At 54.4% G+C, this 15,025-nt stretch carries 13 protein-coding genes and 3 pseudogenes; 3 read left to right on the top strand and 13 right to left on the bottom strand.

Features of this window, described 5'->3' with window-relative positions:
- Positions 1-301: SDR family oxidoreductase (locus NZ823_15405; protein MCS6806514.1), on the top strand; the 301-nt coding region annotated here is incomplete at its 5' end.
- 444 nt (positions 302-745) lie between these two features.
- Here NZ823_15405 and NZ823_15400 read toward each other — a convergent pair.
- The 10 genes and pseudogenes from NZ823_15400 to NZ823_15355 all read right to left on the bottom strand — a co-directional run bounded on the left by NZ823_15400 (position 746) and on the right by NZ823_15355 (position 10,766).
- A complete protein-coding gene (locus tag NZ823_15400) occupies positions 746-1,036 on the bottom strand; it encodes a DUF433 domain-containing protein (GenBank protein ID MCS6806513.1) in 291 nt (96 codons plus the stop codon).
- Between the two features lie 210 nt (positions 1,037-1,246).
- Positions 1,247-1,513 (bottom strand): type II toxin-antitoxin system RelE/ParE family toxin, encoded by a 267-nt coding sequence (locus NZ823_15395; protein MCS6806512.1) that lies wholly within the window; start codon positions 1,511-1,513, stop codon positions 1,247-1,249.
- Positions 1,510-1,716, bottom strand: coding sequence for a hypothetical protein (locus NZ823_15390; protein MCS6806511.1), 207 nt, complete (start codon positions 1,714-1,716; stop codon positions 1,510-1,512). The genes NZ823_15395 and NZ823_15390 overlap by 4 nt, the downstream gene beginning before the upstream one ends.
- Before the next feature lie 209 nt (positions 1,717-1,925).
- Positions 1,926-2,123, bottom strand: a pseudogene (locus NZ823_15385) (Fic family protein).
- A complete protein-coding gene (locus NZ823_15380; protein MCS6806510.1) occupies positions 2,123-2,320 on the bottom strand; it encodes a DNA-binding protein in 198 nt (65 codons plus the stop codon). Before NZ823_15380 ends, NZ823_15385 begins: the two are co-directional and overlap by 1 nt.
- A gap of 104 nt (positions 2,321-2,424) precedes the next feature.
- Positions 2,425-3,561, bottom strand: a complete 1,137-nt coding sequence (locus NZ823_15375) for a hypothetical protein (GenBank protein MCS6806509.1) — start codon at positions 3,559-3,561, stop codon at positions 2,425-2,427.
- Positions 3,562-3,923: 362 nt separating this feature from the next.
- Positions 3,924-4,718: pseudogene (locus NZ823_15370) on the bottom strand (insulinase family protein).
- A gap of 351 nt (positions 4,719-5,069) precedes the next feature.
- Positions 5,070-8,279 carry a carboxypeptidase regulatory-like domain-containing protein gene (locus NZ823_15365; GenBank protein MCS6806508.1) on the bottom strand — a complete coding sequence of 1,070 codons (3,210 nt, stop codon included), beginning with the start codon at positions 8,277-8,279 and terminating at the stop codon, positions 5,070-5,072.
- Positions 8,280-8,311: 32 nt separating this feature from the next.
- The gene (locus tag NZ823_15360; GenBank protein MCS6806507.1) at positions 8,312-10,174 is read right to left on the bottom strand and encodes a hypothetical protein; all 1,863 of its coding nucleotides are present in this window, start codon (positions 10,172-10,174) and stop codon (positions 8,312-8,314) included.
- A complete protein-coding gene (locus NZ823_15355) occupies positions 10,167-10,766 on the bottom strand; it encodes a sigma-70 family RNA polymerase sigma factor (GenBank protein ID MCS6806506.1) in 600 nt (199 codons plus the stop codon). Before NZ823_15355 ends, NZ823_15360 begins: the two co-directional genes overlap by 8 nt.
- Positions 10,767-10,887: 121 nt before the next feature.
- Between NZ823_15355 and NZ823_15350 the strand changes: the two genes are divergently transcribed.
- On the top strand, positions 10,888-12,030 hold the full coding sequence (locus NZ823_15350; GenBank protein MCS6806505.1) for a hypothetical protein: 1,143 nt from the start codon (positions 10,888-10,890) through the stop codon (positions 12,028-12,030).
- A 389-nt stretch (positions 12,031-12,419) separates the two neighbouring features.
- A complete protein-coding gene (locus NZ823_15345) occupies positions 12,420-13,769 on the top strand; it encodes a transposase (protein MCS6806504.1) in 1,350 nt (449 codons plus the stop codon).
- Between the two features lie 75 nt (positions 13,770-13,844).
- Here NZ823_15345 and NZ823_15340 read toward each other — a convergent pair.
- From NZ823_15340 to NZ823_15330, 3 genes and pseudogenes are all read right to left on the bottom strand, one after another.
- A pseudogene (locus NZ823_15340) lies at positions 13,845-14,061 on the bottom strand (type II toxin-antitoxin system HicA family toxin).
- On the bottom strand, positions 14,058-14,273 hold the full coding sequence (locus tag NZ823_15335) for a type II toxin-antitoxin system HicB family antitoxin (GenBank protein ID MCS6806503.1): 216 nt from the start codon (positions 14,271-14,273) through the stop codon (positions 14,058-14,060). The pseudogene NZ823_15340 and the gene NZ823_15335 overlap by 4 nt, the downstream one beginning before the upstream one ends.
- A gap of 273 nt (positions 14,274-14,546) precedes the next feature.
- Positions 14,547-14,906 carry a cupin domain-containing protein gene (locus tag NZ823_15330; GenBank protein ID MCS6806502.1) on the bottom strand — a complete coding sequence of 120 codons (360 nt, stop codon included), beginning with the start codon at positions 14,904-14,906 and terminating at the stop codon, positions 14,547-14,549.
- Positions 14,907-15,025 lie beyond the last annotated feature (119 nt).

Here is a 15,025-nt window from a genome sequence, read left to right as displayed (position 1 = left end):
CGGGCAGGCTGCGTACTCAGCCTCCAAAGGCGGCATTGTCGGCATGACGCTGCCGGTGGCGCGTGACCTGGCGCGAATAGGAATTCGCGTCGTGACAATCGCGCCGGGCATTTTCGATACACCGTTGCTCGCTGGCTTGCCGGAACCGGCCCGCGAGTCGCTCGCTCAGCAAGTGCCATTTCCGCCACGCCTGGGCCGCCCAGCGGAATATGCCGCATTGGTCAAACACATCATCGAGAATGAAATGCTCAACGGCGAAGTGATCCGTCTGGATGGCGCATTGCGCATGGCGCCGAAATGATCGGGCGATGGCTTGGCCGTGACGCTGAAAGTCGTGGCATGATGCAAAGTAACGTGACAAAAGTTCGTGCCGTTTTTGGAGTGCTGCGACGTGTCGCCGCCTTGGCCGGAAAGCGGTGAAACGTCACCGCACTCTAAAACTTCCCCCAAAATGTCCCAGAACTTTTGTCCACCTACTTAGCTGCTGTGAGCATGCTGTGAGACGCTCGCTCGTGCTATACGCGTCTCATTTGGTTGCGCGAAGCCGGGTTGTCCAAGTGCGCCACAACCTGATGAATCATCAACCACACAGCCATGCGTTTGCAAACACGCCCAGGCTTGGCGCATCTTCAATGCGCGACGTTTGCTGCGTGAGCGGCCAGACGTTGCACGTCTAGCAACGTTGTCATGCCCCGCTTGCGCGGCTCAGCAGAAATGAGCGTAACGTGAGGAATCCCAAATGCCATCAGAAAATCGGAGACTGCTTGCCTGGAACGTTCTGCTGTTGCTCGCCATGCTGCTTCATCAAACATGGCCTTTGTTGAGACCGTTGGCACGAGGCTTCTTCAACAAAGGTAATCGCTGTTAGCACTGCTTCGCACATTAGTCGCGGATGAGCATCAAGAATGCGTTCGATGATTTCCCCTGCCGCCAGTTTTCCCAGAGTGAGTTCAACCGTAATGCGTGTGCCCGTCGCGACCGGTTTAGCGATCATCACTTTGGCAGAGAGTACAATTAGCGGCTCTCCCGTAGAAATCACTTTCGCAATGCTTACCGGCCTAACGGGGCGGCGGGTGAGCCGTAGCCCGCAGGGCCATCGGTTCCATCCGCTGGTTCAGCCGCCGCAGGCGGCTGCAACCAGCGCGGCTCACCCGCCGCCCCGTTCACCCGACCGCCGGCGGTCGGGTGAACGATAGGAGTGAACCGCAAGCGGCAGCGAGTCGGCTCCATCCCGGTGTTAGGCGGCTTACGGGAAATACCTATAGATTTCTTTTCTATGAAGGCATCGCACGAATGTGATCGCGTCACCCTCAACGATGATTCCGATTCGATATTCTCCAATTCTGATACGATAGTAGTTTCCCCCTCCCTTTAGTTTCTTCAGATTCGTAATCTCCTGCAGGCTCCGGGCTTGCTCCACCTGCTCAATAGCTTCCTGGATGCGCTTTAACGTAGCCTTCTCTCTGATACTCTGCAAGTCTCTTGCAAAACTGGCTTTGAATTGGGCTTTCACTCTTGCCCCTCGAGAAGTTTAAAGACCTCATCCCGACTCACGATGCCAGTGCTTTCGCCTTCTTCAATGGCGCGGGCCAGCGCCACATCCTCCAACACCTCTTCGATGAGGTCGCTGATCAAGTCGCGTCGTTCTTCGAGGACTTCAACGATGGCAGCTTTGAGCAGTTCTTTAAGCTGAGCCTGGTTTATTTGTGCTTCCATACGAGCCTCTTTTCGTTCTCCAGCATAGCATGTTTCACGTCGAGTTGCTAGCTTTCAGCGATCAACGCCTCATGTTAGGCGCAGACCACCGACCGCGAGCAGCCTCTCAACGCTCTCGCGTGAGCGCCCCAGCTCCAACGCGGCTGTGAAAAACCCTTTTCACTCAAAACCCTCCAGAACCAGCGCCGCAGTGTTGGAAAGCCGAGGCGGTTTTGAATGAGAGGGAAACCGAGCGCCGCTGTCTTTTCGACAATCGTCGGGTCAAGCTCTTCACCTCCAAAAGTCATGCGTGGTTGCGCTATCGCCGACTCCAAAGCTCCTAAATCCCGAATGCCCCCTATGCCGCCTGATTGTTGCATCACGCGACGATGGATTTCGAGAATCTCGCTGAGGGTCAGATAGCGCATTATGCTAACCGTCGGTAAGGTTCAGCATTCTTCCGCAGCACATACTCCAATGCCTTTTGGAAATCTTCTTGAGGACGAGCGAGCAACTCTTCAATGCTGGCTCGTACCAACTCTTCAGGAGCAACCTGAAAACGCAAAGCGATTTCTTGCAATTGCTGCGATTGGTCTTTGGATAAGGTGATTGTGATTGTACTCATACTCTCTTATTCTCCATCAACACACCATTCGAACTATGAGACGCAGGCTAACGGGGCGGCGGGTGAGCCGCGAAGCGGCGGCGGCTTGAACGAATTGTTAGCCATCAGTTCCGATTGTCAGTAGACCTTATGCGACTGACCAGCCACGCCCGTGCGGTCGGCCGAATGTCGTTGTCGTAGCCGCCAATGACGAGAACTGTCGCGTTTGGCAAAAGAACCGCCGAACTGAAGGCAAGGCGATCCCCAATACTTCCGCTTGCCCGAGCAAAGGTTGACGTGCCTGGTGTCCACACCTCGACATCGTGAGCATCTCCTGCAACAACCACATGCCCGGAAGGCAGAATGGTCAATGCATCAACTATCTTGTACCGCGGCGTCAACAGCGCGGGTCCTGATGAAAATCGTCCCGTCTGTGGATCAAATATCTCCGTCTCTGTAATGCGACGCTGCTCGTCACAATCGCTTGATCCTCCGATCACCATTACCCGCCCATCCTTGAGTAGCACCGCGCCATGCTTGCATCTTGCCTGACGCAGTGATCCCGTCATGGCAAATCTCCTTGTGGCTGGGTCGAAGATCTCGACGGAAGCGGTCGCCTGATTGCGCCCACGCAGACCACCAATGACCAAGACGCGTCCGTCATTCAAGCGAACTGCGGCATGATGTGCTCTCGCCTCATGCATGTGTCCTACTGGTACGAACTGGCCTTTCTCTGGGTCAAAGACCTCTGCTTCACGCACAGGATGATTGGTGCTCGTTGCACCACCAGCAATCAACACCGATCCATTCAACAGAGATGTCGCCGTTGCGTCCATTCTCGGTGTCGCCATCGGCTTCGTAGGCAGGAACGAGCGTGTCCGTGGATCAAATATCTCGGCGGAAGCGGTTGTGGAATCTCCAGTCCATCCTCCGGCAACCAAAACTCTGCCGCCCTTCAACGGTGCAGCAACGTGAGACACCCGCGGCAGGCGCATCAGTTGTGTTGCTACCGAACTCCCCTTGTTGAAATAGAGCAGCTCGGCAGAGCGTTCAACCCGGGTACACCCGGGGCCGCTGCATCCGCCGGTCACCAGAACAGCATCCGAAGAAATAGCCGTAACCTTATGTGCTGCGCGAGGTGTCGAAAGACTGGCAGTCGGTTGAACGATCCATCGGTGTGTCGGCGTTGAAGCGGGATTAAAGGACACCGCAAATGCGATTAGATAGCCTACGCAGATGAGAACAGGAAAGCTAGTTTTCATGAGTACCTTTGTTATGGGCATTGATGCCTAACGGGTGGCGCTTCACCTGCGCAGCGGAGTGGCGCAAAGCGCCGTCCGCTGCATGCTGTTGTTAGGCGCTGATAACATGAATCACGCTACAAATCTCTCAATAGCCACCGTCATCTCGTCCGGCACTTCATACATCGGGAAGTGGCTACGCGCTTCTAGCTTCGACACGTGGAACCACAGATGGGTGGCGCTGAACGACCGCTGTGCAGCGAGATTCCCGGATCGTCTGGCTGAGCATACAAATGCAACACCGGTACCGGAGGGTCCAGGTTGGCTAGGGCCTGGAGAGGGCTCCCGGCCTTCGCGTACGCAACCCCGATCTCGCGGACGAAAATGAGTTGTTCGCCTCCAACGCGGCGGATAATTACCTTTCGCTCGCCGTCCTGCGGTGGGTCAGCCGTCCAGGTCGGTTCAAGCTTCCGCGTCGGTTTCGGCAAAACGCCGAATTTGTCCTTGATGAGTTGCAGCGTTTTCGCTTCGTCAACCCTCCCGCCGATGATTAGAGTTGCATTGTCAGGCTGATAAAACTTGCGGTAGAAGGCTTGCAGATTTTCGATCCTGACATTTTCGACATCAGACCTCGCCCCGATGGTTGACTTCCCGTAATTGTGCCATTCGTAAGCCGTCGCAAATAATCTTTGCAGTAGAATTCGCAACGGATTGTTCTCGCCGCTTTCCATTTCGTTGCGGACGACGGTCATCTCCGAATCGAGGTCTTTTTTTGCAACGTAGGAATTCAGCATCCGGTCGGCTTCGAGGTCGAGATAAAATTCGAGGTTGTCACCCGTCGGAGCAAAGGTCGCAAAATAATTCGTGCGGTCGAACGAAGTAGTTGCGTTTGACGACATTCCTCGTTTTGACAGCTCGTTCGGAATGTTTTCATATTTCGGCGTTCCCTTGAAAAGCAGATGCTCGAGAAGATGGGCCATGCCCGTTTCGCCGTTGCCTTCGTGCCGTGAACCGACGCGATAGACGATATTCACCGTCACGTTTTGGCTTGACTGGTCGGGCAAAAGTAGAACCTGCAAACCGTTTGGCAAACGGTATTCGTTGATGCCCTCGATGGAATTTCCCTTCGTAATGCCTTCAGATAGTTTGACGGTCTGGGCAAAGCCGACGAATGCCAGATTTGGCAGCAAAAGACTGAGAAACAATAAGATTGCGATTGGTTTTTGAATAACGCTGATTGTGACGGCGTTGGATAACGCTGAATTCCGATGATTCGGTTGTATAAAACCCCATTGCCGCCGATTACGCGAAACGACAATCGGGATAATTTAGTAACTACTTCTTTAATTTTCCGGCGTGTTCAAATTTACTACTTCTTCCCCGCATCTTTAGCATTCTTTGCGTCTTTGCGTGATATTTCTCCTGCAAAGCTGCAAAGAACGCAAAGCTCGATCAGGATCTTCAAAATAATCGCGTAAGCCGAACGTCGTTCAGTTTTCAGACAGCGGGCAGAAGCCGCCCCTCTGCCGCTAGAATGACAACCTGAAACTCAATTGAATCGAACGCGGTCCGCCCGGAGCGTAAATCGAGCTGAGTTGAATGCCTTCTACAGACGGCGTACGGTTAAGCATCGAGGTAAACTGTCCGAATGTCGGAGACAACGTTATTCCGGAAGCATTCTTATTGCCCAAAATATTGTTCGGCTCTGCAAACATCGGATGATTGACGAAGTTGAATACCTCGCCTTTCAGTTTTAGTCTAACCCGTTCGCCGAACGCAAATGTACGGCTCAGCGCTATGTCGGGCTGCCACAGCGAATCGACACGGATGGAATTTCGGGGCAATGTTCCCTGTCTCGACGGGCCTGTCGGGATCGAGAACGCCGCCGGATTCAGAACCTTCCCCTTCGGTCCGCTCGAGGGTATCCAGAGTGGCTGTCCCGGCACACGGTCCGGACGGAGGAAGGCCTGGCTCAGGTTATTGTTGATCGTTGTATCCTGATAGCCGATTATCAGCGGATATGACGTTTGGAATTGAAATATCGCATCCAACCCCCAGCCGGCGGTGATGGCATGCAGAATGCGGTTGAAAGTTTTCGGCACCGAAGGCAGATTCCACGTCATTGCCGCACTCAAAGCGTGTCTGCGGTCAAACAGCGAATCCGCTCGATCAAGTCGCGGATCAACAGAGAAGTGTGTTGAGGTCTGACTTGTATGGTTTGAGCTCGTATCGATGGCATGCGACCAGGTGTAGTTGACGAGAGCACTTATATTTTTGCCCCGGCGAGTGAACTGCACCTGCATCCCGTTATAGTCTGAGCTGTCTGCCCTGCCTTCACGGTTTGACATCATGAAGAAAGTGGTTCCGGGAGCGAAATCCGGCGAGGGAATCGGATAGGCTCTTATGATCGGGCCGATGGCGGCTAAGCGCAGTAGTCTGCGGCCGGCATTTCCGACGTATGAAACACTCAGGGTCTGTCCATTGCCTAAGCCTTGCTCTATTGAAAGATTCCATTGATGGACTCTCGGCAGGACGAAGCCGTCATCATATTTCGTCAGGAAATTCCCGAACGGATAAGGCGGCGTGGTAACGATCGTAGGCGGTACCAACACGCTCGGGGCAAACGGGAACTGCACGTTCGCCAGGAATGTGCTTGCCGTTGAAGGAAAATAGGCACCGGTCACCGTACCCGCCGAACCGCTGGCGAGATCGTAGAACAAACCGTATCCGCCGCGGACGACAGTTTCCCAGCCGGATTTGGAAAACATTTGGTAGGCCGTGCCGAATCGGGGGGCAAATCCGTTCCAAACAGTCGGAAACAACTTCGTCCCCTCAGGTGCGAAACGTATCGGGTTGACGAAATCAAGGACCGCCAAACGCCGCGCCGGATTCAGGTCAGGCGGCGGATTCACCTCCCAACGAAGTCCGACATCGAGCGTCAGACGGTTACTTACACGCCAGGTGTCCTGTATAAACGACCCAAAACTCTTCCACAAAAACTCCGTGAAGCGGGGATTGTTAATGATATAAACGACAAATGCCTGTCCGCTCAGAATGGAGGCAAGGTTGAAAAAATTGGGGCTGAACAAATAATCGGGCAACTCCTGTCGTGCCGGGGAGGTTCGATAGTCAGCACCGAATTTGATCATGTGGCTGCCCAGAACCCAGGTTGAGGTGTTGGCAATGTTGATCTGACGGCGTTCTCCGCGTCCGGCGGGATTTTGCTGGACGATGCCAGAGGGAAACACGTAAGAGACGAATGAGTTCGAGGTCAGAGGCGGGAAGATCCAGAGGCTTTTGTCGGGCTGGGTAGTTCCCTGAAACGATCGGAATTGCGTCTGATTGATGGCAATGTTTCGGCTCCAATTAAATCGGAATTCGTTGGTAAAGTTCGAACTGAAGGCCGCATTCAAACCAATCGTCAACGTGCGTGTGTCGCCCTCCTGCGAAGTTGCCAGGCTGGTTGAGGGAAGCAGCGAAACGCTCTCTTGAGGCGATTGGCTGTATCGTCCGAAAAGTGTGATTTGTTTCGTGATGTTGTGGTCAATTCTGATGGAAGTGCTGTCCTGCGATTGCGGATTTGAATAACCCGCCACAAAAGGTGCGGTCAGCTGATCGGGATTGTCCGGCCCTGTCGGTCGTGGGAATGCCGAGAACAAAAAACGAATTGCCGGAAAGGCATTGTTGCGGACAAAATTTGAGACCACGGTCGTATCGGCCACCTGCGGCAGACGAACCCTTAAGCCTTCATAGCTGAAGAAGAAGAACGTTCTGTCTTTGCCGCTGTTAAAGACGAGACCGCCTTCGCCGAAATTCGGCAACGGAAGCGGACCGCTAAACGTGCCGCCGAAATTGTTATGTCTGAGCGGCGAGCGTGCCAGGCGGTTGGCGTTGGCGAACCAGTCGTTGGCATCGAGTTTTTCGTTGCGGAAGTATTCAAAGAGCGTGTCGTGGTATTTATTCGTGCCGGAGCGGGTCGTCATTTGAATCTGCGCACCGGGAGTTCTGCCGTATTCAGCCGAATAGTTCGATGTCTGCACCTTGAACTCCTGCAAGGCATCAACCGACACCAGATTGCTCGTCGTTCCGAGTTGGCTGAAGCCGGGGATGTTTCCGTTCGCCTGCCCGACACCGGTCAGACTGGTTCCGACATACAGATTCGCACTCACGCCGTCAATCGTCATGTAGTTCTGCGTCGTGCGAAGACCGTTGACGCTGATTTGTCCAACGTTGGTCTGGCCGTTTGGCTGGAAAGTAACTGCTCCAGGCGTCAGGGCAACCAGATTCTGCACCGTTCGCCCGTTAAGCGGAATGCGGTCAACCAAATTTTGGTCAACGGTTGTCGCTACTGCCGGACTCATGTCAACTTCGACGGTGCTGGCTTCGACCGTAATACTTTCCTTGATTTGCCCCGCTTTCAAGCGGATGTTGAGAAAGCGGTTGTCGTTGGTATTCAGCACTAAATCAGTCGCTTCAAACGGAGCAAAGTTCGCGGCCTCGACCGTCAGGAGATATCTGCTCGGTTGCAGCAACGGAATCGTAAAACCGCCGCTGTCGTTGGTAACGACCGTTCTTTTAATGCCGGTTTCGGTGTTGACAATCGTAACCGTTGCACCGACGATTGCCGCATCGTTGTTGTCCGTAACTGTTCCGCTCAAGGTTGCCGTCGAGGTTTGACCGAGCACGCCAGAGGTTAAGACAACCGACAACGAAACTACTCTGATTATTCTCTTCAGCATTGCTTTTTCCTTCCTTATTCAAAATCAACAAATTATTTCAGTGCCGCAATTCTGTTTGCTAAGGCTTCGGCATTTTTCAGCCCTTGCCAAAATTGAGCCGACCTCAGAGCCGAAAACTGTGTGTCGCTTGCCGAAATGGTCATCGCGGAGCGAATCACACGGTCACTGCCCGATGCGATTGCAAACAAACTTTCAATCGCCCGCGGCAAATCATCGGCACTATTGATTTCCACGCCGCCGGCCCCGGAAACCGTCGGAGCATCAAACACGCCGTCCAAATCCTGGTAAAGTGCCGCGTTTGCCGCAACAAAATTTCGGGCGTGCGAGGTTATCAAATTAAGCCACTTCGATCTTGCTTCCGGCGAAAGATTTTTGATTTCCGCGGGCGAAAATTGCCGTACCAATCGCCGAAGAGCGTAAACGTGGCTCATTGCCTGGTTTGAGCGATTGACCGTTCGCGTGGCAAAGCGTCTCGCTTCCGCTTCGCTGCCGAGCTTTCTCACCAACTCATTTTCCACGGCAGTCGCCAGATTTTTTGTTTCCAGATTGTCAACCGTTGACGGCTTGGTCTGATTTTTGTTCTTGGCGACAGCTTCGGCAACGGTTTGAATTTCGATTCTCACCGCCGGATTTTGCCGCACCCGTTGCAAAGCATTCAAAATTTCGCTTTTGCGTTCGGCGGTTTCGACAAGCCCGCGAACGTAGAGCGCGCCGCCCTCGCGTTTGACCGAAATATCTTCGCCCAGATCCGCCTTCGCGTTACTCAGGATTTGCAAAACTTCGACTTCCAAATTCGCATCTGCGATTTGCTTCGGCGACTCGACGTTTTTGGGCGAAGGTCTCTCCGCATTTGTGTCAGCCGACGCTGCGGAGGTTCCTCCCGACTCGGGAGTTTCGTTCTCTTCGGGCGAAGGCTCGGTTTTCGTTACTTTGACAATTGCATTTGAAACGGGCGTTTCTTCAAAAAAGTTCGGTTTCAGCGTTTGCAGCCCGACTATCTCAAAATTCACCTCGGCAATCTCAAACTGCCTTTCGCCGCTTGCGGTTCGCACCTTCAGGATTTGCTCAAACGGGTGAAAATCGGCTTTCCGGAATTTGATAATTGCTTCGCTTATTTGTCCTTCAAAAGTCAGATTGTGATTTATCGTTTTGAGCGTGAGGTCATCGCCTTCGATAATTTCGTCCGTTTTACTTTCCAGCGAAGCGTGCCACGCCCTGAAGGATTCGGGCGACAGCGGGCTGACCGGATTCATCTTGTTTTTCTGCAGAATTTCACTCAATTCCTGCAAAATGTCGGCACTTTCTTTCGGCATGCTTCCGCCGATAACCTGCTTCGCACGCCGATTTTCCTTATCGTTCCAAACTTCCCAGTCAAGCGTCCTCGAGTTTTCAACGCGAACCTTTAATTTTTGATAGACAACCGGTTGATTTACCGCATTCAGTTTTTCGTTTTGCCGCGCGGCCCCTCTATCCAAAATCTCGCGTGCCGAAACCGATCGCACCGAAATCAACTGCCAGAACAACGCCAGAATCAAAATCGCGGCAATCGAAGCGATGCCCATGCGCAGCTGAAAGGGCGATAGGTCAGACAGATCGAAGCAACGCCTTCGCGGCTTCAGGCTTTCCTTTATTTTCAGGAGTTTCGGGCGGAATCCGCCCCAGTTCTTCGGCGGCGGGGTTTGCAGCGGGATCTGGATATTCTTTCTGAACTCGACAAAGAGCGAGATCGTTTCCTCGATCTTTTCCAACTCGCGGCGGCACGTCCAGCAGATTTCCAGATGCACGCGGGCAGTTGCGGCTTCTTTGACAGACAGCTCGCCGTCAACGAGCATCAACATCGTTTCTCCGGTCAGATGATGGTTGATAAATTTCACTTTCCCGAGACGTTCATTCACCGCCGTTTCCCCCTAATTTCTTGATACTGCGCCGCAAATATTCGCCCACCGTCGGCACTCCGACTTTCATAATTTCCGCAATTTCCTTGTAACGAAAACCTTCCGCCCGCAAATACAAACATTGTCTTTCATTCAACGTCAGCCGCTTCAAACCGTTGAAAATCCGTTCAAATTTTTCACGCTCCAGAAAAATCTGTTCGGGATTCGGCGAACCGTCGGGAATAATTTTTTCGACCTCTTCCCAATTATCAGCCCGCAAAGCCGAGACAAACTGCTGATGCTTTCTTTTGTCAACCGCCAAATTGTGCGCGACGCGGAAAATCCAGAACCTGACATTGTTGATTTCTTGCCCTTTGAGCAATGTTTTATAAAGCTGAAAAAAAGCCTCTTGCGTGAGGTCTTCGGCTTCGGTAGGCTCGGCAAAAACCGACAATAAATACTGATAAACCGGCATCCGCAAGGCTTCAAAAATTTGTTCGATTTGTTCTTCGAGATTAGTTGTTTCGGTCATCGCCAGCCGCAATTCAGCCTGCGGAATGATTTCACTTTCCGCTTCGTTTGCAAACAAAGAGCTAAAGCGTTCACGCGGCATGAATTTTGGGGCTTTTAAAGTTGGGTAGTCCTGGATGAAAATTACATGGGATAAGATGAAGAAATTGGGCTAGCTCAGGCATCATTATGGTCCGACTTTTGGTTGAAGGAGGACCAAAATAATGAATATGCCTGAGCCAGCCCCTGACCAGTATAACTGGTTGGGTTGTCCCAATCCAATGTGTCGGTTGTTCAACCAGCCGGGTCAGGGCAACATTAGACATCGCGCTTGGAGTGGGAAACACAAGGACCTTGAGTGGGTGAAGTGCCAAGTGTGTAAAACCGAGTTTTCCGAACGACGCGGCACGCTCATGGACAAGACCAAGCTGCCGGAAGAGACGGTGGAGCGGTTGCTCAGATGCCAACGCTGGGGGGGTTGTGATGAGGGGACCGCCGATATTGGTCAGGTGGATCCGAAGACGGTGCGTCGGTTCCAGCGGGTGTCGGCGGCGCGAGCGCAAGAACATCATGAGCAGGTGGTGCGAGAGGTGGAGGTGGCGGGGGTGCAACGGGACGAGATGCACTCGAAGTTGAGGCGACACCGAGCGGCGTGGATTTTCAGCGCCTTGGCTATGAGCAGTCAGTTCATCTTGTGGGTTGTCTGTGGCCCGCGCAGTCCAGAGACTGCCGCCCACTTGATCGCTCAGGTGGTGGCCCGGCTCAAGTCGGTGCCGCTGTTTTTGACTGATGGCTGGAAAGTGTATAAGCCAGCCTTGTTGCACGTCCTGGAGCGGGTCTACCGTCGGCGCCGCCGTGGCTCGCGAGGCCGCCATCCCAAGCCCCGCTTGGTGGCCCCGGAGAACCTGTTTTATGGGCCGGTGGTCAAGGTCCGCAACCAGGCCGGTCGGGTGGTCAAGGTGACGACCCGCGTGGTCTTTGGCGGTCCCCGCCGGTTTTTCCAGGAACTGGCTCGCCGGGGCTTGGGCACCAAGATCCAAATCGCGTTTCAAGAACGGTGGTATGCCACCGTGTGCGGCCTGTGTGCCCCGTTGCGCCGCCGCCGCTGTCTGTTGCTCTGCTGGTCGCGCCATCAGGCTCGGCTGTGGCTGCTGGTGGACCTGTACAACTTCCTGATGCCGCACCGCCGCCTGCGTCAGGCGGGGCGACCCTGCGCCCCGGCCATGGCTCTCGGCTTGGCCGATCACGTCTGGTCCTACCGCGACTACATCTGGCGGCCCATCCACCTCCACCCGGACCCTCAGGCCCGGGCGGCCATGCAACGACGCGCGGCCGACTGGCTCATTCCAGCTTCCGAGGTCACTTGACATGCTTGTTCTCCAGGAGTACCTAAAGTTGTGTTCCGATTATAAGTTAATAAAGACGATTGGGAATTATTTTTAATGACAGGAATGAAAAAAATTTTGAAAAATGCAAAAGAGAAAACATTAAATCGCAGACAAACAACACTCGGATAATCCAATAACCATTTTCTGTTTGAAAAGTCTAAGTTTTTTTGCGAGTGTACGCGACGCAAAAATTGCTGTCCGAATCGCAGACAAGCAAAGTATGCCACACAATTTACAAAATCAAAGGCTCTTCAAAACTATACTTTTGCACTTTTTTAGGATAACCATGAAGTTTTCAGTTGAAAGAAGGGCCGGAAAGAGGTATCAAGGTTCTCCTCAAGAGATTGACATAACAAGGAGGAGAACCGATGGATACACTCTTTCCGGCCATGATTATCACATATCTGGGGCAGTTGGCTCCAGTCTTTTCGGCCAACCATTTTGTGTATTTTCGCGGATTCGTGTTGGCCATGATGTTGTTGGGCCAGACGCGCAAATGCGTCACCAATGTGGCGCGGGTCTGCTTTTTTGTCAACCGGCATGTCAGCAGTTGGGAACGGTTCCTGTCGCAGGCGCAGTGGGAGCTGAACCAGGTTCGAGACCGGGTGCTGGGGCTGATCCAACAGCGACTGGGGCCGCACCTGCTGATGGAAGGTGCCTATCTGGCCTGGGTCGATACGACCTTGATCGCCAAGGTCAAAGGCCGGATGCCCGGTGTGCAGACGTGGCACGATCACAACGGCAATCCCGAGGGGACGTATCTGGTGGGGCATCATTGGGCGTTGGTCGGCTTGATGGGGGCGATGCTGGTGGCCGGGACGGACACGTCCTTGTGCTGGCCGCTGCTGGCCAATCTGATTCCCGGCCAGAGCCATCCATTGGGCTTCATTGTCAATCCGCAGGGGGTGGCTCGAGCCATGACGTTCTGGGACGCGGTCTGTCCGCTGCTGGCCCAGTTGCACCAGATGCTGGGTCGGGTGCCACTGCGGGTGGTGCCCGACGCCTATTTCTGCAAGGCCCCGTTCCTCAACTGGACGCTCTCGTTGCCGGTGCACGTCATCACCCGCATGCGCCGGGATGCCGTCGGCTGGGACGATCCCGAACCGGAAGGGCCGCCACCGCCCGGCCCGAAGAAGCGCACCCGCAAACCGACCAAACCCCGGAAAGGCCGCCGCTGGAAGCTGGCCGACTTGCTGCTGGCGTTCCCCACCGACTTGGTCACGGTCACCGTCTCGGGCCAGGCGCAGACCCATCCGGTGGTGACCCGCGACCTGTGGATCACCGACGTGACGCAGAAGGTCCGGGTGGTGGTCATCCAGATGGTGGCCGAGCCGCTGATTCTGCTGTCGACCGACTTGACCTTGTCGCCGCCACAGATCATCCATCTCTATGCCCGGCGCTTCCCGCTGGAACTGGCCATCCGCGATTTGAAGCAGCACTTCGGGTTGGGCGATTATCAATGTACCAGCGGCTTGGCCCTGTCCCGCTTTGTCGGCCTGGCCCTGATCAGCTTCTGTCTGTGGCGGCTGGTGCTGCTTTACCATCCCCCGGCCGACTGGCTCCAGAGTCACCACCCGACCGCCCCCCTGAGCTTGACCAACCTCAGTCGGGCGGTGCGCCGGCTCCTGATCGGGCGGATTTTTCACACTTCCGCGGCTGGAGCGGACTTGCCAAATTCGCCCACTGTCCCCCAGGAGCTGTTTCGGCTGATCGTTTAACCGGCTTGTCTCAGTCGGGTTATTCATCCGGCTCCTTTCTTGCTGTGGCTCGCCGAGCCATTTAAAAATGCAAAACTATAGCAACTCATCACTTCTCATCTCGCAGTCGCGCAGAATCTTGGACATCAATCCTGGGCCAATCGTTTCTCCGCGATGAAGTAGGAACGACTGTACACCGCCCGTCAGGATGCCGTAAAAAGTAATGACTCCTTTTGACACGGATCACTTCAAAACCAGCCCTGCGTAACGCAGCAATGAGTTCCTGTCCTTTGATGCGTGGCAGTTTCGTCATGCTTCAACCAAGATACGTTGAACGCCTATGAATTCTGGAGGCGAGACTGTTTCGCCTTCGACTTCCAGGCATAACTCAATCGCTTCTTGAATGCGTTTCATCAACGTATCCAGCGATTTGGCTTGTGTATGACAGCCAGGCAATTCAGGGACAGTGGCCACATAGTAACCTTCAGAGTCACGTTCGATAATAACGTTAAAGGCTCTCGCCATCTTTCTTCACTCCATTCTATTCTGCTGTGTGGCTTCAAGAGTTGCGCCGAACGGGGCGGCGGGTGAGCCGTGGCCCGCAAGGCCATCGGTTCCATCCGCTGGTTCAGCCGCCGCAGGCGGCTGCAACCAGCGCGGCTCACCCGCCGCCCCGTTCACCCAACCGCGTGCGGTCGGGTGAACGGTCCGGTTCAGCGGCGGGCCGCATAGCGGACCGTCCGCTGCAACCGGTTGTTAGCGGGTGCTATGCGCTATATACGAAAACTGATCTGCATTCTACCGGGTCTTCGCGTAGTCAATCATTCCCTGGAAGTCCACGACGACCGCAGGTTCATCGCCGATGACCCACGCATCGTGACCCGATGGAAGGAGCGAGACGTCTCCCGGGCGGCACTCAAACTCGGCGCCGTCATCCATTCGGATCTTCAGCACTCCTGACACGTGATACTGAAAGTGTGGAGCTTCGCAGCTCTTGGTGTTCGCCAGGGGCTGGACCGAGGTCGCCCATCTCCACCCCGGCTCGAAGATGGCGCGGCCCACCGTCGCTCCGCCGATCTTGATCAGTTCCAGACGGCCCTTTGGAAATTCTCGAACCTCATCTGGCTTTCCGAAACTCTTCAGTTCCGCCTTTTCCATATTGCACCTCCTGTTTAGTGTGTTGTGAACAGCTGTTTTCCTGGCCAGCTAACGGGGCGGCGGGTGAGCCGTGGCCCGCAGGGCCATCGGTTCCATCCGCTGGTTCAGCCGCCGCAGGC

This window comes from Blastocatellia bacterium (genome assembly GCA_025054955.1).
Classification (GTDB): domain Bacteria; phylum Acidobacteriota; class Blastocatellia; order HR10; family J050; genus JANWZE01.
Note: the sequence above shows the minus strand (reverse complement) of the source record. Positions and strands in the feature narration are given on the sequence as shown.

Coding starts and splice junctions, on each gene's coding strand:
- NZ823_15390 (MCS6806511.1), bottom strand. CDS start 1,716: ATGGAAGCACAAATAAACCAGGCTCAGCTTAAAGAACTGCTCAAAGCT.
- NZ823_15380 (MCS6806510.1), bottom strand. CDS start 2,320: ATGAGTACAATCACAATCACCTTATCCAAAGACCAATCGCAGCAATTG.
- NZ823_15375 (MCS6806509.1), bottom strand. CDS start 3,561: ATGAAAACTAGCTTTCCTGTTCTCATCTGCGTAGGCTATCTAATCGCA.
- NZ823_15365 (MCS6806508.1), bottom strand. CDS start 8,279: ATGCTGAAGAGAATAATCAGAGTAGTTTCGTTGTCGGTTGTCTTAACC.
- NZ823_15355 (MCS6806506.1), bottom strand. CDS start 10,766: ATGCCGCGTGAACGCTTTAGCTCTTTGTTTGCAAACGAAGCGGAAAGT.
- NZ823_15350 (MCS6806505.1), top strand. CDS start 10,888: ATGAATATGCCTGAGCCAGCCCCTGACCAGTATAACTGGTTGGGTTGT.
- NZ823_15345 (MCS6806504.1), top strand. CDS start 12,420: ATGGATACACTCTTTCCGGCCATGATTATCACATATCTGGGGCAGTTG.
- NZ823_15335 (MCS6806503.1), bottom strand. CDS start 14,273: ATGGCGAGAGCCTTTAACGTTATTATCGAACGTGACTCTGAAGGTTAC.
- NZ823_15330 (MCS6806502.1), bottom strand. CDS start 14,906: ATGGAAAAGGCGGAACTGAAGAGTTTCGGAAAGCCAGATGAGGTTCGA.